The organism is Ferrimonas sp. SCSIO 43195, assembly GCF_023716685.1.
Lineage (GTDB): Bacteria > Pseudomonadota > Gammaproteobacteria > Enterobacterales > Shewanellaceae > Ferrimonas > Ferrimonas kyonanensis.
Genome location: NZ_CP072679.1, coordinates 1,191,896 through 1,212,736 on the forward strand (window position 1 = coordinate 1,191,896; position 20,841 = coordinate 1,212,736).

Below are 20,841 nucleotides of genomic sequence, written 5' to 3' on the forward strand. Positions count from 1 at the left end.
TCATGAGCAACGAGACCCGCGCCGCTTACACTCGCCACCTCCAGTCGCAATTGCAACAGGGGGATGCCGAGCAGTGGCAGTTGCCTGACGTGACTCAGGTGAGCGACCGTGCTCAGATCAACGCGGTGAACCGGCACACCGCTCCGGCCGAGCCGGAGCCCGAGCCGGAAGAGTTGCCGGCGCCGCCGACACTGGCGGAGATTGAGGCGATTCGCACCGATGCCCAGCAGGAAGGCTATGACGCCGGCATCGAGCAGGGCACTCAGAAAGGGATCGAAGAGGGGCGGCTCAAGGGGCTGGAAGAGGGGCACCAGCAAGGATTTGCCCAAGGCCTGGAACAGGGGTTGGAAGAGGGCAAAAAGCAGATTGCGCTGCAGATGCAACAGTGGGATGCCCTGCTCAATGAGTTGATTGCGCCGCTGCAGGCGGTGGATTCCCAGGTCGAGCAGGAGCTGATCGAGCTGACCCAACAGCTGGCGAGGGCGGTGATCGGCTGTGAAGTCAAAACCCAGCCAGAGCCATTGTTGCTGGCCCTGCGCCAGGCGGTTGAAGCGTTGCCGAGCCAAGAGCAGCGAATCACCATTCGCCTGTCGGCACCGGATCTGGAATTGGTAAAACTCAGCTACGGCGAACAGGAGTTGGCCCGGCGCGACTGGCGCCTGGAACTGGAACCCAGCCTGACCCAGGGCAGTGTCCAGGTGCACACCAAGCGCTCCCGGGTTGAGATGCCGCTGTCCGAGCGCATCGACGCCATTTTCAATCAGTTTATCAACCAACCTCGCTCCCCGGTGGATGAGCCGGACTACCCCCGTGCCGAGTCCATGCCGTCGCAGCCGGATCCGGACACCGAGGTGGAGACCGCCCAGTCGACGCCAGGCGCCGCCGAGGCCGAAGCGGAGCCTGTCGGCCCTGAGCCGCAGGGCGATCACCATGGACCTGCGTAGCGACCGGCTTCAGCAGCGGATTCGAGCCTGGCAACACAACGTTGCCAGCCAGAAACCGGTGGCCAGTGGCCAACTGTTGCGGGTGGTGGGACTGACGCTGGAAGCGGTGGGCTGCCGGGCACCGGTTGGTTCCCTGTGCAGCATCGATACCCTCAGCGGCGAGATTCTGGCCGAGGTGGTGGGTTTTGATGACCAACTGCTGTACCTGATGCCCATCGAAGAGATGAAAGGGGTGTTGCCCGGAGCCCGGGTCACCCCCATTGGCGGCCGCCGCGGCCTGGCGGTGGGCGAGGCACTGTTGGGGCGGGTGATCGATGGCAATGGCGAACCCATCGACGGTCAGGGACCGCTGAAAACCCGCCAACGCGCCGCTCACAGTTCTCCCATTCTCAATCCCATGGCCCGGCGGGCCATCTCTCAGCCCATCGATACCGGTGTGCGTACCATCAATGCCCTGTTGACCGTAGGCCAAGGTCAGCGCATGGGCTTGTTTGCCGGCTCCGGTGTCGGTAAGTCGGTGCTGCTGGGGATGATGACCCGAGGCACCAACGCCGACGTCATCGTGGTGGGCCTGGTGGGGGAGCGGGGTCGAGAGGTGAAAGAGTTCATCGAAGAGATTCTGGGGCCGGAAGGGCGTGCCCGCTCGGTGGTGGTGGCGGCACCGGCAGACAACAGCCCGATGATGCGGCTGCGGGCCTGTGAAACCTCCACTCGCATCGCCGAGTATTTCCGCGATTGCGGTAAAAACGTGCTGCTGCTGATGGACTCGCTGACCCGTTATGCTCAGGCCCAGCGAGAGATTGCCCTGGCCATCGGTGAGCCGCCGGCCACCAAGGGTTATCCGCCGTCGGTGTTTGCCAAACTGCCGAAGCTGGTGGAGCGGGCCGGCAATGGCGGCCCGGGGCAGGGCAGCATCACCGCCTTCTACACCGTTCTCACCGAGGGGGACGATCAGCAGGATCCCATTGCCGATGCCTCGCGGGCGATTCTCGATGGCCACATCGTGTTGTCCCGGCAACTGGCAGAGAGCGGCCATTATCCGGCCATCGACATCGAAGCCTCCATCAGCCGGGTTATGCCGATGGTGACCGAGCAACTGCACCAGACTGCGGCGGTGATGGTGAAGCAGTTGTGGTCGGCCTACCGCCAGAACCAAGATCTGATCGCCATTGGCGCCTACTCCAAAGGCTCCGACCCGAAAGTCGATAAGGCCATTGCCATGCAGCCGGCATTCAACGCCTTCCTGCGCCAGGAGATGAAGCGCTCGGCCTCCTACACCGAAAGTCTGGAACAGCTGGCCCGCTTGGCGGCCAACTGCAAAGTCTGAGGCTAGCCGATGGCGGATCCCAAACAACTGGCAAAGGTACTGGAACTGGCAGACAAGGAGTTGGAAAAGGCCCAGCTGCAGCTGCGCAGTGCCCGCTCTCAGGCCGATGCCCTGCGGGAACAGTTAAAGCAACTGCAAGCGTACCGCTTCGATTACGTCAAGCAGGCCGATGAGAAGGCCGGCACCCTGGTGGCGGCCAACCACTATCAGCAGTATTACCATTTTATTGCCAAGCTCGATGGCGCCATCAATGACCAGCATACGCAGATTCAGGCGGCCGACGAAGCGGTGCTGCAGTTTCAGCAGCATTGGCAGTTGATTCAGCAGAAACAGAAGGCATTGGCGCTGCTGATCGACAAGGAACATCAGCGCCGGGCGGCCCGCGCAGAGAAGCGGGAGCAAGCCGAGTTGGACGAGTTTGCCATTCAGCAATATTTGCGAAGTCGCGCCTAACGAATGGCATAGAGTTTGCAAAGAAATCAGCACTGATTTTGGCTTACTCGATGGACCCTTTTTGCTTATGGACGCACGCCTGACTGTAAACACCTCCTCCTCCGTACTCGGACCGACGGCAACGCCGGCCGCCGAGGCACAAGGGGAAGGGTTTGGCGCCGCCCTGGCTTCGGCCTCTCAACAGCAGAGTGGTGACCGCGCCACCTCATCGCAAGCCCCCGTTGCCACTGAATCTCCCGAGGCCGAGTCCGGCGTCAAATCTCCGTCTCAAACCGACGATGCCAACGCCAAGCCTGAGGTCGCAGCCACCGAGACCAAGGGCGGCGATGCCGCGCCTTCGAGCACCAATGCTAGCGACAACGGCGACCAGACCAAGATGGCAGACGGCGAGACGGCGGCCAAAAGCGGCAAGGATTCCCTTAACCCGGCAAACCTGCTTCAACCGGGGCGGCAACAACCTGCCTCGGCCATTACCGGGGAGGACAACGAGGCCGAGGTGGAAGGGCGCCCACAGACCGAGGCCACCCCGGTCGGCAATGACGACAGTCACCCGCAGACCTCAGCGTCCGAGCAGGCGAAGGCGGCTCAGTCAGCCTCGACAGACACCAAGCCCCAGGCCGACGATGCCCCGGTCTTGGCAGCTACGAAGGGCAGTGCGACTCCGGTTGAAGCCAGTGTTCCAGAGGAGGCTCCAGGGTTAGCCGTCGCCGCAGGGGCAGCTTCCGATCTTAAGCCGGTCGAGACCAGCGGTCAGGGCGCCAGCGAGGCGGTGACCGCCGCCTCGGCCAAGCCCGAGGACGGGGACAGTGACAGCGACCCTGAGGCTGAGGCCGACACGAAAACGGCCGTGGCCGCCGGCTCCACTGACCCACAACCGTCGACGGTCGCCGGCAGTGATGACGCCAAGACGAGCGACTCTCCGTTTGCCGGACTGGCCCAGGCCAACGCCGCGCCGGCGCCGACTCCAGCTCAAGACGACGGCGGCGGTGACCCGGCCCAGAGTCAGGCTGCGAGCAGCGTGAGTAAAGCCACAGATCCACACGGTGTCGCTGCGGCGGCACAGACCCTGGTGAGTCGACCGGCTCAGGCCGCCAAGGTGGCTGGAGAAGGGACCCAGGCGACCTCTGGTGCCGACTCCGTTCCAGTAACACAAGCCAAGGGCAGTGCCGAGGCCGGCAGCAGCGACGGCGATGCATCCGCCGGTGGCGATAAGGCTAACGGAGAACTGCTGGCCCAGCTTCAGGGCTTCAAGCAAGCCCAGGACAAATTGAGTTCGGCCCCCAAGGGCCGGATGGCAGCCTCGGCCTCTGGCGCCGAGGGCGGTTCGACCACCACCACAACGGCACCACAACTGACAGGCAGTGACGCCGATGCCGATCCGCTGGCAAAGTGGGCCAATGACCTGGTCAAAGCCGATGCCGGCGCCTCTGCCGGACGCACCACGGCGACCCTGACCGCCGACGCGGCGCTGCCGACAGCAGACACCCAGTTGGCCAACTCGGCCGCGGCCGTGGAAGCGGCAGAGGCGGCCGAGCTGGATCTGGATCCGCAACTGCGATTGCAGCAGGCTCGAACGCCGGAGGCGCGGGTTCAGGCTCACCAACAGCTGCAGCACGATCCCGCAGCGGCTTTGCGTCAGCCGGTGGCGGCTGAGCGAATGGCGCCGGAGCTGCGAGAGCGGATGATGATGATGATCAACAGCCGCACCAGCCAGGCCGAGATTCGCCTGGATCCTCCGGAACTGGGCGCCCTGCAAGTGAAGATTCAGATGAACGGCGATCAGGCCCAGGTGCAGATGCACGCGGCTCAGGCTCAGACCCGGGAGATGGTCGAACAGGCGTTGCCAAGATTACGGGAGATGCTGGCGCAACAAGGCATCACCCTGGCCGACACTCACATTAGCCATGGCAGTGGGGGTCAGGCCGGAAATGAGGCCGGAGACGGTCAGGGCCAGCATGGTCAGCAAGGGTTCGGTGATGGCATGGTAGAGGCCAGTGATGACACGCTGGCGGCTGTGCAGCAAATGACCGGCCGAAATGCCGACGGCGGTATCGATTATTACGCGTAAAGCGCGGTGTGTTACCCTGATGGGGATTGACGAAGGATGGAAAGTTAACGATGGCGGAAGAGTCGCTGCAATTGGAAGTGAAGCCGGCTGGAAAGCGGCCCAAATGGATGATGCCTGCCGTGATTGCGGCAGCCGGAGTCCTGATCGCGGTGGCGGTTGCCGTGGCGGTGATGGTGATGAGTGACGACGGCTCAGACGCCGAGGGTGAACAGGTGGAGCTGAATACGCCCCTGACGCCGGGCGATGCGCTCTATGTCGGCATGCCAAGACCGTTTCTGTTTAACCTGCCCGGTGACAAGCGCAGTTATCTGGTGCAGATTAAGGTGCAGATTCAGGTTCGCGGCAATGCCGCTCAGGATCTGGTCAAGAAGCACATTCCGCTGATAGAAGACTCGTTGTTGACCACCTTCAGCGGTTCCAACGCCAAGCAACTCGCCAGCCGTGAAGGCAAAGAGGAGTTGCGCACCCAGGCGTTGATGAACGTGAAAACGACCCTGCAAGGGGTTACCGGTAAACCTCTGGTGGAACGTGTGTTGTTCACCGGATTTGTAATGCAATAAGAGACTCTGAATGAGCGATCTGCTTAGCCAAGACGAAATTGATGCCCTCCTGCACGGTGTGGATGAGGTCGAAGACGAGGTCATAGAAGACGGTGGTGACAGTGCCACCACCTATGACTTCTCGTCTCAGGATCGCATTGTCCGGGGTCGAATGCCGACGCTGGAACTGGTCAATGAACGTTTTGCCCGTCACCTGCGGATCAGCTTATTTAACTTGATGCGCCGCTCCGCCGAGATCTCCATCAACGGCGTGCAGATGATCAAGTTTGGCGAATACGTCCATACCCTGTTTGTTCCCACCAGCCTCAACATGGTTCGGTTCCGGCCGCTGAAAGGCACCGGCCTCATCACCATGGAAGCCCGGCTGGTGTTTATTCTGGTGGATAATTTCTTCGGCGGCGATGGCCGTTTTCAGGCCAAAATTGAAGGCCGGGAGTTTACCCCCACCGAGCGGCGCATCATTCAGTTGCTGCTAAAGACTGTGTTTGAGGACTACAAAGAAGCCTGGTCACCGGTGATGGATGTGGAGTTCGAGTACCTGGACTCGGAAGTGAACCCGGCCATGGCCAACATCGTCAGCCCCACTGAAGTGGTGGTGGTGTCGTCGTTCCACATCGAACTCGATGGCGGCGGTGGTGATTTCCACATCACCTTGCCTTATTCCATGATCGAACCGATTCGGGAACTGCTGGATGCCGGGGTTCAGTCGGACAAACAGGATACCGACCAACGATGGGCCAGGGCGTTGCAGGAAGAGATCCTGGACGTGCCGGTGGAGTTTTCCGGCACCCTGCTGGAGACTCAGGTCACCCTGAACGACATCATGGAGATGAAGAGCGGCGACATCATTCCGGTGGATATGCCGGAAAATATGTTGGTGCGGGTCGAAGAGTTGCCGACTTTCCGAGGGCGCCTCGGTCGCAGTGGCGATCACAAGGCGATTCAAATCACCGAACGAATCCCTCGGCCAGAGAGCTTCAAGACCGAATTGCAGATGGTACAGAGCCGCCTCCAAGGGGTGAGTGATGTCACTGAAAACATGTTAGAACAGCTGAAAGAGAGCCCAAAAGATGAGTAATGACGACGACCTGTTTAACCAAGACGGACTGGCGGACGAATGGGCCTCGGCGCTGGCGGAGCAGGCCGAGCCTGAACCCGTAGAGCTGGAGTCGTTTGACGAACCCGCCGGGCGCAGTTTCAGCGAAGAGGAACGCAAAAAGCTCGATTCCATTCTCGACATTCCGGTCACCATCTCCATGGAGGTCGGACGCAGCAACATCAGCATTCGTAACCTGCTGCAGCTAAACCAGGGCTCGGTGGTGGAACTGGATCGCGTTGCCGGTGAACCGCTGGACGTGATGGTTAACGGCACCCTGATCGCCCACGGCGAGGTGGTGGTGGTCAATGAAAAATTTGGTATCCGTCTCACCGACGTGATCAGCCAGACCGAGCGAATCAAGAAGCTGAAATAACCATGCGAACTCTTCTGTTGCTGTTGGCGGCCAGCTTCTCCGCCGCCGCCGAGCCGGTGTCTGCTGGCGACCAGTTGGCCACCACCATTGCCACCCTGTTTGGGGTGGTGGCCCTGATCGTGGTGCTGGCACTGATGGCCCGGAAAATGAACCTGCCCACCAAGATGGTGGGCAAGATTCGTCTTATCGCCAGCATGTCGTTGGGTACCAAGGAGAAGGTGGCGGTGATCGAAGTGGGCGAGCAACAGTATTTGATCGGCGTCAGCTCCGGTGGCATCCAGCTGTTGGATAAGCTGGACACTCCCATCGAGTCGCCGCAACCACCGGAGTTTGCCAAGGTGTTTGCCAAAGTCAGCAAGGGGCAGAAATCGTGAATCGTTGGCTTCCCTGGCTGGCCTTGCTGCTGCCCCTGTTGATGCCGTCGCTGGCTCTGGCGGAGGCGGGCATTCCTGCGGTTACCGTCACCACCAATGCCGACGGCAGTCAGGACTACACCGTCTCGTTGCAGATTCTCGGCCTGATGACCCTGTTGACCTTCCTGCCGGCGATGGTGGTGCTGATGTCCAGCTTCACCCGCATTATTGTGGTGCTGGCGATTCTGCGTCAGGCCCTGGGCTTGCAGCAGACGCCGTCAAACCAGGTACTGCTGGGAATGGCGTTGTTCTTGTCGTTGTTCATCATGACGCCGGTGATGGACCGGGTCTATGACGATGCCGTGGTGCCCTACATGGAGGAGCAGGTGACGGCCCGGGATGCACTGGATCGTGCCTCGGTGCCCATCAAAGCCTTTATGTTGTCGCAGACGCGGGTTTCGGACCTCAACACCTTTATCGAGATCAGCGGCACCACCGGTCTGACTTCGCCGGAACAGACACCGATGCGGGTTTTGATTCCGGCCTTTGTCACCTCGGAACTGAAGACCGCCTTCCAGATCGGCTTTATGCTGTTCCTGCCGTTTCTGGTCATCGATCTGGTGGTGGCCTCGGTATTGATGGCCATGGGGATGATGATGCTGTCACCGATGATCGTATCACTGCCGTTTAAGATCATGCTGTTTGTATTGGTGGATGGCTGGAGCCTGGTGATGGGCACCCTGGCCAACAGTTTCGGGGTGTAGCCGTGACCCCAGAAGCCTACGTCGACCTGTTCCGCCATGCCCTGTACACCATTCTGATTATGGTGTCGGCCATCATTGTTCCCGGTCTGCTGATTGGTCTGGTGGTAGCGGTGTTCCAGGCCGCCACCTCCATCAACGAACAGACACTGTCGTTTCTTCCTCGCCTGCTGGTGACTCTGCTGACCCTGGCGTTTCTGGGTCACTGGCTGATTCGGACGCTGATGGAGTTCACCTTTGAGCTGGTGGAGCGGATACCTGCGGTGATCGGCTGATGGAGTTGCCGCTGGAGGTGATCTTCGACTGGCTCAGGGGACTGTTGTGGCCCCTGTGTCGCATCAGCGCCATGCTGATGGTGATGGTGACCATCGGTGGCAGTTCCGTTCCGGCCCGAATTCGTATGGCGTTGGCGGTGGTGATCACCGCCGCAGTGGCGCCGATTCTGCCCATGGCCCCCCGCATCGACCTGCTGTCTGCTGAGGCGATTCTGATCACCGCCCAGGAGTTGTTGATTGGCATCAGCGTCGGTTTCGTCTCGATGCTGGTGCTGAACACCTTCATTCTGGCCGGTCAGATCATCGGCATGCAGACCTCCTTGGGTTTTGCCTCCATGGTGGATCCCAGTAACGGCCAGCAGGTCCCCTTGGTAGGCCAACTGTTCCTGCTGTTGTCGACGCTGATCTTCTTCCTGGTGGATGGCCACCTGATGATGATCCGCATGCTGGTGGCCAGTTTTGAAACCCTGCCCATTGGCGAAGGGATGGTGCCGCAGAATTTCCTCGATCTGGCCAACTGGGGCAGCCTGATGTTTGCCGGTGCCCTGACGCTGGCCCTGTCGGCGGCCACCGCCCTGTTGCTGATCAACTTCTCCTTTGGGGTGATGACCCGGGCCGCGCCGCAGCTGAACATCTTCGCCATCGGTTTTCCCATTACCATGTTGTCGGGGCTGTTGATTCTGTGGCTGTCCCTGTCCGGGTTCATGCCTCACTTCGAGGCGGCCTGGCAGCATGGCCAGACCACCCTGTGTGACATTCTCAAGCTGCAGTGTGAGGCGCCCTGATGGCAGAAAACAGCAGCGATCAGGAAAAAACCGAAGACCCCACACCCAAACGACTCCAGCAGGCCCGGGAGAAAGGGCAGGTGCCCCGATCCAAAGAGATGGGCACCGCGTTTGTGTTGATGGGGGCCGCCATCGCCATGATGATTTTTGGTCAGGCCATCGCCCAGAGCATGATTTCGCTGGCGACGTCACTGTTCAGTCGCAATCGCGCCCAGGTGTTTGACGTGTCAGAGATGACCCGGGTCTTTGGCGAGATTGTGATGGCGGTAGGGCTGCCGGTGCTGGGATTCGTGGTGTTCCTGACCGTGGCCGCCTTTGTGGGCAACACCCTGCTGGGGGGCATGACCTTCAGTTGGAAGGCGGCGGCCCCGAAAATGAATAAATTTAACCCTATCAATGGTTTTAAGCGAATGTTCGGGGTGCAGGCCGTGGTGGAGCTGGTGAAAGCCGTGGCCAAGTTTGCGGTAGTGGCGGTGGTGGCCTGGATGCTGCTGACCATCTACTTTGAAGACATTATGGCACTGTCCACCGGCACCACCTTTGGCGCCATTGCCGGTTCCGTGTCCCTGCTCAATAAGCTGTTTACCATTCTCTGCTGCTCGTTGATGCTGATTGTGATCATCGATGCGCCGTATCAGATCTGGAACCACACCAAGCAGCTGAAGATGACCAAGCAGGAGATCAAGGATGAGCATAAAGACAGCGAGGGTAAACCCGAGGTCAAGGGGCGGATTCGCCAGTTGCAGCGGGAGATGTCTCAGCGACGGATGATGAGTGAGGTGCCCCAGGCCGATGTGGTGGTGGTCAACCCGACGCACTACTCGGTGGCACTGAAATACGACAAGGCCAAGGCCCGGGCACCGCTGGTGGTGGCCAAGGGCACCGACGAGGTGGCGCTGAAGATTCGCGAGATCGCCCGAGAGTACGAGGTGCCGGTGATCAGCTCGCCACAACTGGCGCGGGCGGTGTATTACTCCACCAAACTGAACAAGCAGATTCCAGACGGCTTGTTCACCGCAGTGGCACAGATTCTTGCTTATGTGTTCCAGTTGAAACAGTTCCAGAAAGGCCGCAGCGGCCGCCCAGTGCCACTGCCCAACACTCTGCCGATCCCCGACGAACTGCAGATGGACAGCGATGGCAATCCGTTAAAGCCTGATTCGGACTAGCCTCGGTTTCCCACCCCGTCGCCCTTGCCAACGCGAGGGCCCAGCGACACGCCCCAATATGTCACCCTTGCGAACGCGAGGACCCCGCGACACGCCCCAATATGTCGCCCTTGCGAACGCGAGGGGCCAGTGACATGCCCCAATATGTCGCCCTTGCGAACGCGAGGGCCCAGCGACTTTGGTTTTGACCGTGGAAACAGCCACACGATTCTCGCCTACGCAAGAATGACAAAAAGGCAAAGCCACTGGGTACCCGCGTGCGCGGGCACGACGGAAGGTCGTAGCTTACGCTGTGCGAACCTAATGCTGATGGCGACCACTACCCCTGCCACCAACTCAACTCTCCAACCGTGTCGCCCTTGCCAACGGGAGGGCCCAGCGACTTTGACCGTGGAAACAGCCACACGATTCTCGCCTACGCAAGAATGACAAAAGGGCAAAGCCACTGGGTACCCGCGTGCGCGGGCACGACGGAAGGTCGTAGCTTACGCCATGCGAATCCGGCATGGATGGCGACCACGGCACCTGCAACCAACACAACTCATCAACCGCGTCGCCCTTGCGAACGCGAGGGCCCAGCGACTTTGGTTTTGACCGTGGAAACAGCCACACGATTCTCGCCTATGTAAGAATGACAAAAAGGCAAAGCCACTGGGTACCCGCGTACGCGGGCACGACCGAGGGATGTTTGAGGTACGTGGGTAAACGATCAGCACCGAGCCCTGTCTTAGCCCAATAACGACTCAGTTAGCACTAACCCTGCCTACTCGCACCGTCGCCCTTGCGAACGCGAGGGCCTAGCGACTTTGACTTTGACCTTAGAAACAGCCACACGATTCTCGCCTACGCAAGAATGACAAAAGGGCAAAGCCACTGGGTACCCGCGTGCGCGGGCACGACGGAAGGTCGTAGCTTACGCCGTGCGAAGCTGACAAAGATGGCGACCACGGCACCTGCAACCAACAAAACTCATCAACCGTGTCGCCCTTGCCAACGCGAGGGCCCAGCGACTTTGGTTTTGACCGTGGAAACAGCCACTGGATTCTCGCCTACGCAAGAATGACAAAAGGGCAAAGCCACTGGGTACCCGCGTGCGCGGGCACGACCGAAGGTCGTAGCTTACGCTGTGCGAAGCTGACAAAGATGGCGACCACTACCCCTGCCGTTCGCACAACTCTCCAGCCGTGTCGCCCTTGCGAACGCGAGGGCCCAGCGACTTTGATGTTGACCGTGGAAACAGCCACACGATTCTCGCCTACGCAAGAATGACAAAAGGGCAAAGCCACTGGGTACCCGCGTACGCGGGCACGACCGAGGGATGTTTGAGGTACGTGGGTAAACGATCAGCACCGAGCCCTGTCTTAGCCCAATAACGACTCAGTTAGCACTAACCCTGCCTATTCGCACCGTCGCTCTTGCGAACGCGAGGGCCCAGCGACTTTGGTTTTGACCGTGGAAACAGCCTCACGATTCTCGCCTACGCAAGAATGACAAAAGGGCAAAGCCACTGGGTACCCGCGTGCGCGGGCACGACCGAGGGTGGTCGTTTACGCCGTGCGAAGCTGACAAAGATGGCGACCACGGCACCTGCAACCAACAAAACTCATCAACCGTGTCGCCCTTGCGAACGCGAGGGCCCAGCGACTTTGGTTTTGACCGTGGAAACAGCCACACGATTCTCGCCTACGCAAGAATGACAAAAGGGCAAAGCCACTGGGTACCCGCGTGCGCGGGCACGACGGAAGGTCGTAGCTTAAGCCATGCGAATCCGGCATGGATGGCGACCACGGCACCTGCAACCAACAAAACTCATCAACCGTGTCGCCCTTGCGAATGCGAGGGCCCAGCGACTTTGGTATTGTGCTCGAACACCGCTGAGTGACAGCGTCAGCAACACGATGGCCATCAAGATTAATGGCAGTAAAATTCACTTAATCTTTTTCTCTATAGTGCTGAAATCCCGTTTTTTATCACGGCATCCCTCGTCGGCGCTGTGCAGGCGTTCGGTGACTGGTATACTCCTTGCTTATTCGTTAGCATTCCCGCTCGGCGTCAACAATCAGACGGAACATGAATCTACAGTCCAGCCTGTCCGGCTTTTTCCAAAAATACGGCATCTTCCTAAAGGGAGCCGGTACACCTTTGATGGTGCTGGCGGCCCTGGCCATGGTGACTCTGCCCATGCCGGCGCTGCTGCTGGACATGCTGTTCTCGTTCAACATTGCTCTGGCTCTGGTGGTGTTGCTGGTGTCCATCTACACCATGCGCCCGCTGGACTTCGCCGCCTTCCCTACCGTGCTGCTGATTGCCACCTTGCTGCGGCTGGCACTGAACGTGGCGTCTACGCGGTTGGTTCTGCTGGAGGGCCACAACGGCGGCGATGCCGCCGGTAAGGTGATCGAGGCGTTCGGCTCGGTGGTGATCGGCGGCAACTATGCCGTGGGTCTGGTGGTGTTCCTGATTCTGGTGATCATCAACTTTGTGGTGGTCACCAAGGGTGCCGGTCGTATTTCCGAAGTGACCGCTCGCTTCACCCTGGACGCCATGCCCGGTAAGCAGATGGCCATCGATGCCGACCTTAACGCCGGGTTGATCAACCAGGAGCAGGCCCGCGAGCGTCGTGGCGAAGTGGCCAAAGAAGCCGACTTCTACGGGGCCATGGACGGTGCGTCCAAGTTCGTGAAAGGCGATGCCATTGCCGGCATCCTGATCCTGTTCATCAACATCCTCGGCGGCTTCGTCATCGGCATGACCCAGCACCAGCTCGGCTTTGCTGAGGCACTGGAGATCTACACCCTGCTGACCATTGGTGACGGCCTGGTGGCACAGATTCCCGGGTTGCTGCTGTCCATCGCCGCCGCCATCATCATTACCCGCCAGAACGAATCCCAGAAGATGGGCGAGACCCTGGTCAGCCAGATGTTTGACGATCCCAAGGTGCTGATGGTGACCTCCGGGGTGTTGATTGTCATGGGGTTGGTGCCGGGCATGCCGAAGCTGGCGTTCCTGGGCTTTGGCTTGTGCGGTGCTGGTCTGGCTTATTGGACCCATAAGCGGCGTCAGAAGGCCAACGAAGTGGCGGTGCAGGAACAGGAAACCGCCGCCACCGAGCGCATCGAGGCAGAAACCAAAGAGCTGGGCTGGGACGACGTCAATCAGGTCGACACCATCGGCCTGGAGGTGGGCTACCGCCTGATCCCTCTGGTGGACAAGGCACAGAAAGGGGAGCTGTTGGCTCGCATCAAGGGGGTGCGCAAAAAGCTGTCACAGGAGTTTGGTTTCCTGATTCCGCCCGTCCACATCCGTGACAACCTGGACCTGGCTCCGAACGCCTACCGCATCAGCCTGATGGGGGTGGCCATCGGTGAAGCCGAGATTCGCCATGATTGCGAACTGGCTATCAACCCGGGTCAGGTGTTTGGGCAACTGGAGGGCCAGACCACCACCGATCCGGCGTTTGGCCTGGAAGCGGTGTGGATCAACTCTGATCGTCGTGACCATGCCCAGACCCTGGGATACACCGTGGTGGATGCGGCGACGGTGGTGGCCACCCACCTTAGCCAACTGCTTACCAACAATGCCTCGCAGTTGCTGGGCTACGAAGAGGTCCAGCAGTTGCTGGATATCCTGGCCAAAGATTCCCCCAAACTGGTGGATGGCCTGGTGCCTGAAGTGCTGTCTCTGGGCGTGATCGTCAAGGTACTGCAGAACATGCTCAACGAGGGAGTACCGGTGCGGGATGTGCGCACCCTGGTGCAGACTCTGGTGGAGTACGGACCAAAGAGTAAAGATCCGGAAGTGTTAACGGCGGCGGTGCGTATCGCTCTGAAACGTCTGATTGTTCAGGAGATAAACGGCTCCGAGTCCGAAATACCCGTCATTACTTTGTCACCTGAGCTGGAACAAATATTGCATCAGTCATTACAATCCAGCAACGGTGATAACAGCGGCCTGGAGCCCGGGCTGGCAGAGCGCCTGCAGAAGTCGTTGTCAGAAACGGCCCAGAAGCAGGAGATGGTGGGAGAGCCTGCCGTGCTGCTGACCTCTGGCGTATTGAGAACCACACTGAGCCGGTTTGTGAAACATACGATTCCATCCCTGAGGGTACTGTCCTATCAGGAGATACCGGATGATAAACAGATTCGAATCGTCCACTCCGTGGGCCAGTAACCCGAGGAGCGGGGAGTAAACCAACGTGAAGATAAAACGATTTTTTGCCAAGGATATGCGCACCGCGCTGGCCGAAGTCAAAGAGACTCTGGGCACCGATGCGGTGATCATGTCCAATAAAAAGGTCAACGGCGGCGTCGAAATTGTGGCGGCCGTGGATTTTGATGACCACAGTGGCGCCAGTAATCCGTCACTGAATCTGTCTACTGCTCCGGCTCCGTCGATGTTATCCCGTAAGCTGGCCGAAGATACGGTTTCCCTGGGGGGGATGAAAGCCCCGACCCATGCGCCGCGCCAACAGGCGCCGCTGCGCAGCCCGGCGAAACAACCGCTGGTCAGCGACGACCGCCAGCCTCGCAAATCTGAGGCCGATGCTGCCAGCGACAGCCTGCGTGGCTTGCTGGAGCGTCAGCAGCAGCGATTGAAGCAGCGAAGCTTCGAAGAGGAGCAGCCGCGGCAATTGGGGCGTCGCAATGAGGCATTGCCGGAGTGGGCCAAGGAAGCCTTTGGCCGACCGGAGCAACCTAAGGCGGCGCCCAAGGCTCAGGCGAAACCCCGTCCGGTGGAAAACCGTGGCGGCGGTCAGCAGGAGTTGCAGGCAGTGCGCGATGAGATGGCGTCCATTCGTCAATTGTTGGAGCACCAGGTCTCTAACCTGATGGACCAGGATCTGGCCCGTCGCGAGCCGGTGCGAGCGATGCTGGCGGAGAAGCTTCGGGACAACGGTTTTCACCGCAGTGTGGCGGATCATTTCGCCTCCATGGTGCCGGAGCACCTGAGCCTGCATGACGCATTGGCTCAGTTGCCACAACTGATTGCCCGCGAGTTGACTCAGACTTCGGAAGAGACATTGAGCCAGGGCGGCGTCATCGCACTGGTGGGGCCAACCGGTGTGGGCAAGACCACAACAGTGGCCAAATTGGCGGCACGCTTCGCAGCTCGGTACGGAGTTGATCAAGTTGCGCTGATTACGACCGATAACTATCGTATTGGCGCCAAAGAACAGTTGGCTACCTATGGCAAAATCATGGGCTGTCCGGTGCGAAGTGCCAGTAATGTGAAAGAGTTAGAAAATGTGCTGTATCAGCTTCGCAGCCGTCGATTGATTCTGATCGATACCGCTGGCATGGGCCAGCGGGACATGCGACTGGTGGAACAGCTGGATAACCTGGTTGCAGCGACCCGGTTGCCCATCCGCCCCTACCTGGTGTTGTCATCGACGGCCCAGTATCGGGTGCTCAAGGAAACGGTGGAACAGTTCCGCCGCATCTCCCTGGCAGGGTGCATTTTCACTAAGCTGGATGAGGCCCATAACATCGGAGAGGCGTTGAGCGTTTTGATTCAAAATTCCTTGCCAATCAGTTACCTTACTGATGGACAACGAGTACCTGAAGATCTTCGCACCGCCGAACCCGAATACTTGGCGCGACGCGCGGTGGTCCTGGACCAACCGCAGCAATGGGGCGAGCCCGAACAACGACAGAGTATGGCGGGCAGCTATGAATAGATGGTTTTTGCAGGATCAGGCGAGCGGACTAAGAAAGATGGCACAGCAAAAGCAAAAGATGGTGAAAGTGATTGCGGTGACCGGCGGCAAAGGCGGCGTGGGCAAAACCAACGTCTCCATTAACCTGGCAACCTCACTGGCACAGAAAGGCCAGAAGGTGCTGGTGCTCGACGGTGACCTGGGCCTGGCCAACGTGGACGTATTGCTTGGACTGCGGGTAACGCACAACCTGTCGCACGTGATCAGCGGCGAATGCACCCTGTCGGAAGTGCTGGTGGAAGGCCCTAAAGGGGTATTCATCGTGCCGGCAGCGTCGGGCACTCAAGAGATGGTGGAGTTAACCGCCGCTCAGCATGTGGGCCTGATTCGCGCATTCAGCGAGCTGGAAGACGAGTTTGATGTGCTGATCGTGGATACCGCGGCCGGCATCTCAGAGATGGTGCTTAGCTACTCGCGGGCCGCGCAGGAGGTGATGGTGGTGGTGTGCGACGAGCCCACGTCCATTACCGATGCCTATGCCCTGATTAAGATTTTGTCTCGGGAGCACGGCGTATTCCGCTTCCGCATTGTGGCCAACATGGTCCGCAGTCTGCGGGAGGGCATGGAGCTGTTTGCCAAGCTGTCGAAAGTGACGGATCGCTTCCTCGATGTGGCCCTGGAACTGGTGGCCACCATACCCTTTGATGAAAACGTGCGTAAGGCCGTCCGCAAACAGCGGGTCGTGGTCGAAGCCTTCCCACGTGCCCCGGCGTCCATCGCTTACCAGGGGCTGTCCAACAAAGTGATGAGTTGGCCAACTCCGGATAACCCCGGAGGGCATCTGGAGTTCTTTGTCGAACGCCTGGTGCGCCGCAATATGTACGGGGAAGCGGTTGGTGAATAAGGCGGCCGCCTACACCCAGTTCGATAACCGAACCTCCTTGGTCGAGCGCTACGCCCCGCTGGTGAAGCGCATCGCCCATCACCTGATGGCCCGTCTGCCGGCCAGTGTGCAACTGGATGACTTGCTTCAGTCCGGCATGATTGGCCTGCTGGAAGCCTCCAGGAACTTCGACGGCAGCAAAGGGGCCAGTTTTGAGACCTTTGCCGGCATCCGTATTCGCGGTGCCATGCTGGATGAAATTCGTCGTGGCGACTGGGTGCCACGATCGGTTCATCGAAACTACCGTCAGGTCACCGAAGCCATCAGCGAGCTGGAAAAACGCCTCGGTCGGGATCCCCGCGATACCGAAGTGGCCGAGCATCTGGACGTACCTGTTGCTGAATATCATCAGATGCTAAATGAAGCCAGCATGGGTAGAATGGTCGGCATTGAAGATTTGGGCGTGCCGGCCGATAGCTTTGTTGATGAAGATGCGCCGCAACGCAATTTTGAGCAGGTGGCTCAGGAACGGTTTCAAAAGGCGCTTTCTGCCGCAATTAAAACATTGCCTGAAAGAGAAGCGCTGGTTTTGTCGCTCTATTACGATGAAGAACTCAACTTGAAAGAAATTGGTCTGGTGCTTGGGGTAAGTGAATCACGAGTGAGCCAGATCAATAGTCAGGCAATGATGCGCCTTAAAAGTCGCTTATCAAGTTGGCAACAATAGAATTTAGATTAATAATGCGCTCTGCACTATTGGCTCGATGGGGATACCCCGGCTGGAGGATGTTTTGAACACAAACATGAAGATTCTGATCGTTGATGATTTTTCAACAATGCGTCGGATCATCAAAAACTTATTGCGTGACCTGGGGTTTAACAACACTCTCGAAGCGGACGATGGCAATACTGCCCTTCCTATGCTGAAGGAAGGCGATTTCGATTTTGTCGTAACTGACTGGAACATGCCGGGTATGCAGGGGATTGACCTGCTGCGTGCCATTCGCGCAGACCAGAATCTGAAGCACCTGCCTGTTTTGATGGTAACCGCCGAAGCCAAACGCGAGCAGATCGTGATGGCGGCCGAGGCTGGTGTAAACGGTTACGTCGTTAAACCTTTTACTGCTGCGACCCTAAAAGAGAAGTTGGAAAAAATATTCGACCGTCTTAACTAAAAGTCGCAGGGAGAGCATATGCAACAGGATGCCTATATCTCGTTGGAAGATGCCCGTGAACTGGTGGCTTTGTTAGAGCAGGACCAGGTAGAGCAGGCGAACCAACTCATTCAGATGGCGGCCGCGCCACTGAATCAAAAATTGTTCGATGAAGTCGGTAAACTGACTCGTCAACTGCACGATGCATTGCAGGACTTCCAACTTGACGACCGCATTTCGGACCTCGCCAAGCACGAGATTCCCGATGCCAAAGAGCGCCTGACTTACGTTATCGAGATGACCGAGCAGGCGGCCAACCGCACCATGGATGCGCTGGATGATGGCATGCCGTTGGTGTCGCAGATGCAGTCGCGGATTCAGAGTCTGCAACCCGGCTGGCAAAAGCTGATGGATAAGCAGATTGAGCTGGGCGAGTTTAAGACGCTGTGCCACGAAATGGACACCATGCTGTCTACCTCCGCCGCCGATGCCAGTAAGGTGACCGATACCCTGAACCAGATTATGATGGCTCAGGATTTTCAGGATCTCACCGGGCAGGTGATTCGCCGGGTGATCGACCTGGTGCGAGAAGTGGAAGAGAATCTGGTGTCGATGCTGACCGTCTTCGGTGAGCAGGCAGACGTAAACCGTCAGACTGTCGACACGGCAGCGGCGGAAGGCCCAGTAGTGAGTTCGGAAAACAAAGCGGAAGTCGTGAACGGTCAGGATGAAGTTGACGATCTGCTTTCCAGCCTCGGGTTCTAGGAGCTAGGCGATGGGTTTTGACATAGATGACGAAATCCTGCAGGACTTTTTGGTTGAAGCAGGTGAGATTTTGGAACAGTTGCAGGAGCAGCTGGTGGAGTTGGAAAATAACCCCACCGACAGCGACCTGTTAAACGCCATTTTTCGGGGTTTCCATACAGTAAAAGGCGGGGCGGGCTTCTTGAGTCTGACCCACCTGGTCGACGCCTGTCACGGCGCCGAAAACGTGTTCGACATGCTGCGCAATGGCCAGCTGGAGATGACGTCAGAGCTGATGGACGTGATTTTACAGGCTCTGGACACGGTCAACGAAATGTTTGCCCTGGTGCAGGCCGGTGATGAGCTGGAGCCAGCGGATCCACAATTGCTGGCGACTCTGGCAGCGATCACCGACCCCAACAGCCCATCGCCATTAGCGGTTCCCGAGCCCGCAGAGGTCAGTGCCCCGGCACCGGCCCCGGCCGCTGAACCTGTGCCAGAGCCAAGCGTCGAGCCTGAGCCCGTTTCGCTCAATGGCGGCGGCATCGACAGCATGACTCAGCCCGAGTTTGAGCACATCATGAGTGGTCTGGATGACAGCCAACGCGGCACGCCTCTGCCCACCGCGTCTGCAGCCAGTGACTCCGCCCCTGCCGACATCGGCACCGGAGACGAAATCTCAGACGATGAATTTGAAGCCTTGCTGGATAACCTGCATGGCAAGGGGCAGTTCTCCACCGAAGTGGCGCCGGAACCGGCGGCCGCTTCCGGCGACCTGATCTCCGACGATGAGTTTGAAAACCTGCTGGATGAGCTGCACGGCAAAGGGGGCGCGCCGGGCAAAGTTCCTGCGGCTGCCGAAGCATCGGCGTCCGATGACATAACCGATGACGAGTTTGAGGCGCTGCTGGATCAGTTGCACGGTAAGGGCCAGGCCCCGGCTGCGGTAACCCCGGAACCGGCTGCCGCTCAGCCTGTCGCCCCAGCCCCGGTGGCCAAAGCGGCGCCTGCACCGGCCAAAGCCGCCGCGAAAAAGGCGCCGGCCAAAACCCAGAACGCCCCCAGTGGGGAAACCACGGTCCGGGTAGATACCGCTCGCCTCGATGACATCATGAACATGGTCGGTGAGCTGGTGCTGGTGCGTAACCGGTTGGTCAGCCTCGGCATCGAGCGTGAAGATGAAGAGATGAGCAAAGCGGTGGCCAACCTGGATCTGGTGACTGCCGATCTCCAGGGTGCGGTAATGAAGACCCGCATGCAGCCCATCAAAAAGGTGTTTGGCCGCTTCCCGCGCGTGGTTCGCGATCTGGCTCGCAGCCTCAACAAAGACATTGCCCTGACCATGGAGGGGGAGGATACCGACCTCGATAAGAACCTGGTTGAGGCGCTGTCCGATCCACTGGTGCACCTGGTGCGTAACGCCGTCGACCATGGCATCGAGATGCCGGACGAACGCGAAGCCAATGGTAAGCCTCGTCAGGGTAACATCCTGCTGTCGGCCTCTCAGGAGGGCGACCACATTCTGCTGTGCATTCGCGATGACGGTGCCGGTATGGATGCGGAAAGGCTCAAAGGCATTGCCATCAGCCGCGGTATTCTCGATGAGGATGGCGCCGCCCGCATGAGCGACCAGGACGCCTACAACCTGATTTTTGCCCCCGGTTTCTCCACCAAGACCGAGATCTCCGACATCTCCGGCCGTGGTGTGGGCATGGACGTGGTTAAGACCCGCATCACTCAGTTGAACGGCTCGGTGCACATCGACTCCAGCAAGGGCACCGGTACCATCCTTGAGATCAAGGTGCCGCTGACGCTGGCGATCATGCCGACGCTGATGGTGGAAGTGGGTGAGCAGATCTTTGCCCTGCCGCTGTCCTGCATCAACGAGATTTTCCACCTGGATCTGAGCAAGACCAATGTGGTGGATGGTCAGTTGACTGTGACCGTGCGTGAAAAGGCGATCCCGCTGTTCTACCTCGACAAGTGGCTGCTGAATGGCCCCGGCCGGGTGGAGCGCGAAGACCAGGGCCATGTGGTGATCGTCCACATCGGCACCCTGCAGGTCGGTTTCGTGGTGGATGGCCTGATTGGCCAGGAAGAGGTGGTGATTAAACCCTTGGGTTCACTGCTTCACGGTACGCCCGGCATGGCCGGTGCCACCATCACCTCTGACGGTGGCTGTGCCCTGATTCTCGATGTACCTGGACTGCTGAAGCAACACGCAAGACGCTAGCAGT

General features: G+C 59.1%; 19 protein-coding genes. All 19 read left to right on the forward strand.

Annotated elements, in window-relative coordinates; all coding sequences use genetic code 11:
* Positions 1-2 precede the first annotated feature (2 nt).
* The 19 genes from fliH (at position 3) to J8Z22_RS05950 (ending at position 20,837) form a co-directional block, all read left to right on the forward strand.
* Entirely contained in the window at positions 3-944 is a 942-nt protein-coding gene (gene fliH, locus J8Z22_RS05860) for a flagellar assembly protein FliH (RefSeq protein ID WP_252009370.1), read from the forward strand.
* A complete protein-coding gene (gene fliI, locus J8Z22_RS05865) occupies positions 931-2,271 on the forward strand; it encodes a flagellar protein export ATPase FliI (protein WP_028113116.1) in 1,341 nt (446 codons plus the stop codon). The genes fliH and fliI overlap by 14 nt, the downstream gene beginning before the upstream one ends.
* A gap of 9 nt (positions 2,272-2,280) precedes the next feature.
* Entirely contained in the window at positions 2,281-2,724 is a 444-nt protein-coding gene (gene fliJ, locus J8Z22_RS05870; protein WP_028113115.1) for a flagellar export protein FliJ, read from the forward strand.
* Between the two features lie 67 nt (positions 2,725-2,791).
* Complete coding sequence (locus tag J8Z22_RS05875) at positions 2,792-4,792, forward strand: flagellar hook-length control protein FliK (RefSeq protein ID WP_252009372.1); 2,001 nt, start codon at positions 2,792-2,794, stop codon at positions 4,790-4,792.
* A gap of 50 nt (positions 4,793-4,842) precedes the next feature.
* The gene (locus J8Z22_RS05880; protein ID WP_028113113.1) at positions 4,843-5,352 is read left to right on the forward strand and encodes a flagellar basal body-associated FliL family protein; all 510 of its coding nucleotides are present in this window, start codon (positions 4,843-4,845) and stop codon (positions 5,350-5,352) included.
* Between the two features lie 10 nt (positions 5,353-5,362).
* Positions 5,363-6,430, forward strand: a complete 1,068-nt coding sequence (fliM, locus tag J8Z22_RS05885) for a flagellar motor switch protein FliM (RefSeq protein ID WP_028113112.1) — start codon at positions 5,363-5,365, stop codon at positions 6,428-6,430.
* On the forward strand, positions 6,423-6,824 hold the full coding sequence (gene fliN / locus J8Z22_RS05890; RefSeq protein WP_028113111.1) for a flagellar motor switch protein FliN: 402 nt from the start codon (positions 6,423-6,425) through the stop codon (positions 6,822-6,824). The genes fliM and fliN overlap by 8 nt, the downstream gene beginning before the upstream one ends.
* 2 nt (positions 6,825-6,826) lie before the next feature.
* Positions 6,827-7,198, forward strand: coding sequence for a flagellar biosynthetic protein FliO (fliO, locus tag J8Z22_RS05895; protein ID WP_252009376.1), 372 nt, complete (start codon positions 6,827-6,829; stop codon positions 7,196-7,198).
* A gap of 41 nt (positions 7,199-7,239) precedes the next feature.
* The gene (fliP, locus tag J8Z22_RS05900; protein ID WP_051252683.1) at positions 7,240-7,941 is read left to right on the forward strand and encodes a flagellar type III secretion system pore protein FliP; all 702 of its coding nucleotides are present in this window, start codon (positions 7,240-7,242) and stop codon (positions 7,939-7,941) included.
* A 2-nt stretch (positions 7,942-7,943) separates the two neighbouring features.
* On the forward strand, positions 7,944-8,213 hold the full coding sequence (gene fliQ, locus J8Z22_RS05905; RefSeq protein WP_028113109.1) for a flagellar biosynthesis protein FliQ: 270 nt from the start codon (positions 7,944-7,946) through the stop codon (positions 8,211-8,213).
* On the forward strand, positions 8,213-8,998 hold the full coding sequence (fliR, locus tag J8Z22_RS05910; protein ID WP_028113108.1) for a flagellar biosynthetic protein FliR: 786 nt from the start codon (positions 8,213-8,215) through the stop codon (positions 8,996-8,998). The genes fliQ and fliR overlap by 1 nt, the downstream gene beginning before the upstream one ends.
* Positions 8,998-10,167, forward strand: coding sequence for a flagellar biosynthesis protein FlhB (gene flhB / locus J8Z22_RS05915; RefSeq protein WP_252009379.1), 1,170 nt, complete (start codon positions 8,998-9,000; stop codon positions 10,165-10,167). The genes fliR and flhB overlap by 1 nt, the downstream gene beginning before the upstream one ends.
* A 2,070-nt stretch (positions 10,168-12,237) precedes the next feature.
* Complete coding sequence (gene flhA / locus J8Z22_RS05920) at positions 12,238-14,337, forward strand: flagellar biosynthesis protein FlhA (protein ID WP_252009382.1); 2,100 nt, start codon at positions 12,238-12,240, stop codon at positions 14,335-14,337.
* A 25-nt stretch (positions 14,338-14,362) separates the two neighbouring features.
* Entirely contained in the window at positions 14,363-15,844 is a 1,482-nt protein-coding gene (gene flhF / locus J8Z22_RS05925) for a flagellar biosynthesis protein FlhF (protein WP_028113106.1), read from the forward strand.
* A complete protein-coding gene (locus J8Z22_RS05930) occupies positions 15,837-16,727 on the forward strand; it encodes a MinD/ParA family protein (protein WP_028113105.1) in 891 nt (296 codons plus the stop codon). The genes flhF and J8Z22_RS05930 overlap by 8 nt, the downstream gene beginning before the upstream one ends.
* Positions 16,720-17,433, forward strand: a complete 714-nt coding sequence (locus J8Z22_RS05935; protein ID WP_028113104.1) for an RNA polymerase sigma factor FliA — start codon at positions 16,720-16,722, stop codon at positions 17,431-17,433. Before J8Z22_RS05930 ends, J8Z22_RS05935 begins: the two co-directional genes overlap by 8 nt.
* 64 nt (positions 17,434-17,497) lie before the next feature.
* Positions 17,498-17,881 carry a chemotaxis response regulator CheY gene (cheY, locus tag J8Z22_RS05940; protein ID WP_028113103.1) on the forward strand — a complete coding sequence of 128 codons (384 nt, stop codon included), beginning with the start codon at positions 17,498-17,500 and terminating at the stop codon, positions 17,879-17,881.
* 18 nt (positions 17,882-17,899) lie between these two features.
* The gene (locus tag J8Z22_RS05945) at positions 17,900-18,625 is read left to right on the forward strand and encodes a protein phosphatase CheZ (RefSeq protein ID WP_028113102.1); all 726 of its coding nucleotides are present in this window, start codon (positions 17,900-17,902) and stop codon (positions 18,623-18,625) included.
* 10 nt (positions 18,626-18,635) lie between these two features.
* Positions 18,636-20,837: a chemotaxis protein CheA gene (locus tag J8Z22_RS05950; protein ID WP_252009385.1), complete on the forward strand. Its 2,202-nt coding sequence runs from the start codon at positions 18,636-18,638 to the stop codon at positions 20,835-20,837.
* Positions 20,838-20,841 lie beyond the last annotated feature (4 nt).

Coding starts and splice junctions, on each gene's coding strand:
- fliR (WP_028113108.1), top strand. CDS start 8,213: ATGGAGTTGCCGCTGGAGGTGATCTTCGACTGGCTCAGGGGACTGTTG.
- fliP (WP_051252683.1), top strand. CDS start 7,240: ATGCCGTCGCTGGCTCTGGCGGAGGCGGGCATTCCTGCGGTTACCGTC.
- J8Z22_RS05880 (WP_028113113.1), top strand. CDS start 4,843: ATGGCGGAAGAGTCGCTGCAATTGGAAGTGAAGCCGGCTGGAAAGCGG.
- fliM (WP_028113112.1), top strand. CDS start 5,363: ATGAGCGATCTGCTTAGCCAAGACGAAATTGATGCCCTCCTGCACGGT.
- flhA (WP_252009382.1), top strand. CDS start 12,238: ATGAATCTACAGTCCAGCCTGTCCGGCTTTTTCCAAAAATACGGCATC.
- flhB (WP_252009379.1), top strand. CDS start 8,998: ATGGCAGAAAACAGCAGCGATCAGGAAAAAACCGAAGACCCCACACCC.
- fliO (WP_252009376.1), top strand. CDS start 6,827: ATGCGAACTCTTCTGTTGCTGTTGGCGGCCAGCTTCTCCGCCGCCGCC.
- fliN (WP_028113111.1), top strand. CDS start 6,423: ATGAGTAATGACGACGACCTGTTTAACCAAGACGGACTGGCGGACGAA.
- J8Z22_RS05950 (WP_252009385.1), top strand. CDS start 18,636: ATGGGTTTTGACATAGATGACGAAATCCTGCAGGACTTTTTGGTTGAA.
- fliJ (WP_028113115.1), top strand. CDS start 2,281: ATGGCGGATCCCAAACAACTGGCAAAGGTACTGGAACTGGCAGACAAG.
- fliH (WP_252009370.1), top strand. CDS start 3: ATGAGCAACGAGACCCGCGCCGCTTACACTCGCCACCTCCAGTCGCAA.
- J8Z22_RS05945 (WP_028113102.1), top strand. CDS start 17,900: ATGCAACAGGATGCCTATATCTCGTTGGAAGATGCCCGTGAACTGGTG.
- J8Z22_RS05930 (WP_028113105.1), top strand. CDS start 15,837: ATGAATAGATGGTTTTTGCAGGATCAGGCGAGCGGACTAAGAAAGATG.
- fliI (WP_028113116.1), top strand. CDS start 931: ATGGACCTGCGTAGCGACCGGCTTCAGCAGCGGATTCGAGCCTGGCAA.
- J8Z22_RS05875 (WP_252009372.1), top strand. CDS start 2,792: ATGGACGCACGCCTGACTGTAAACACCTCCTCCTCCGTACTCGGACCG.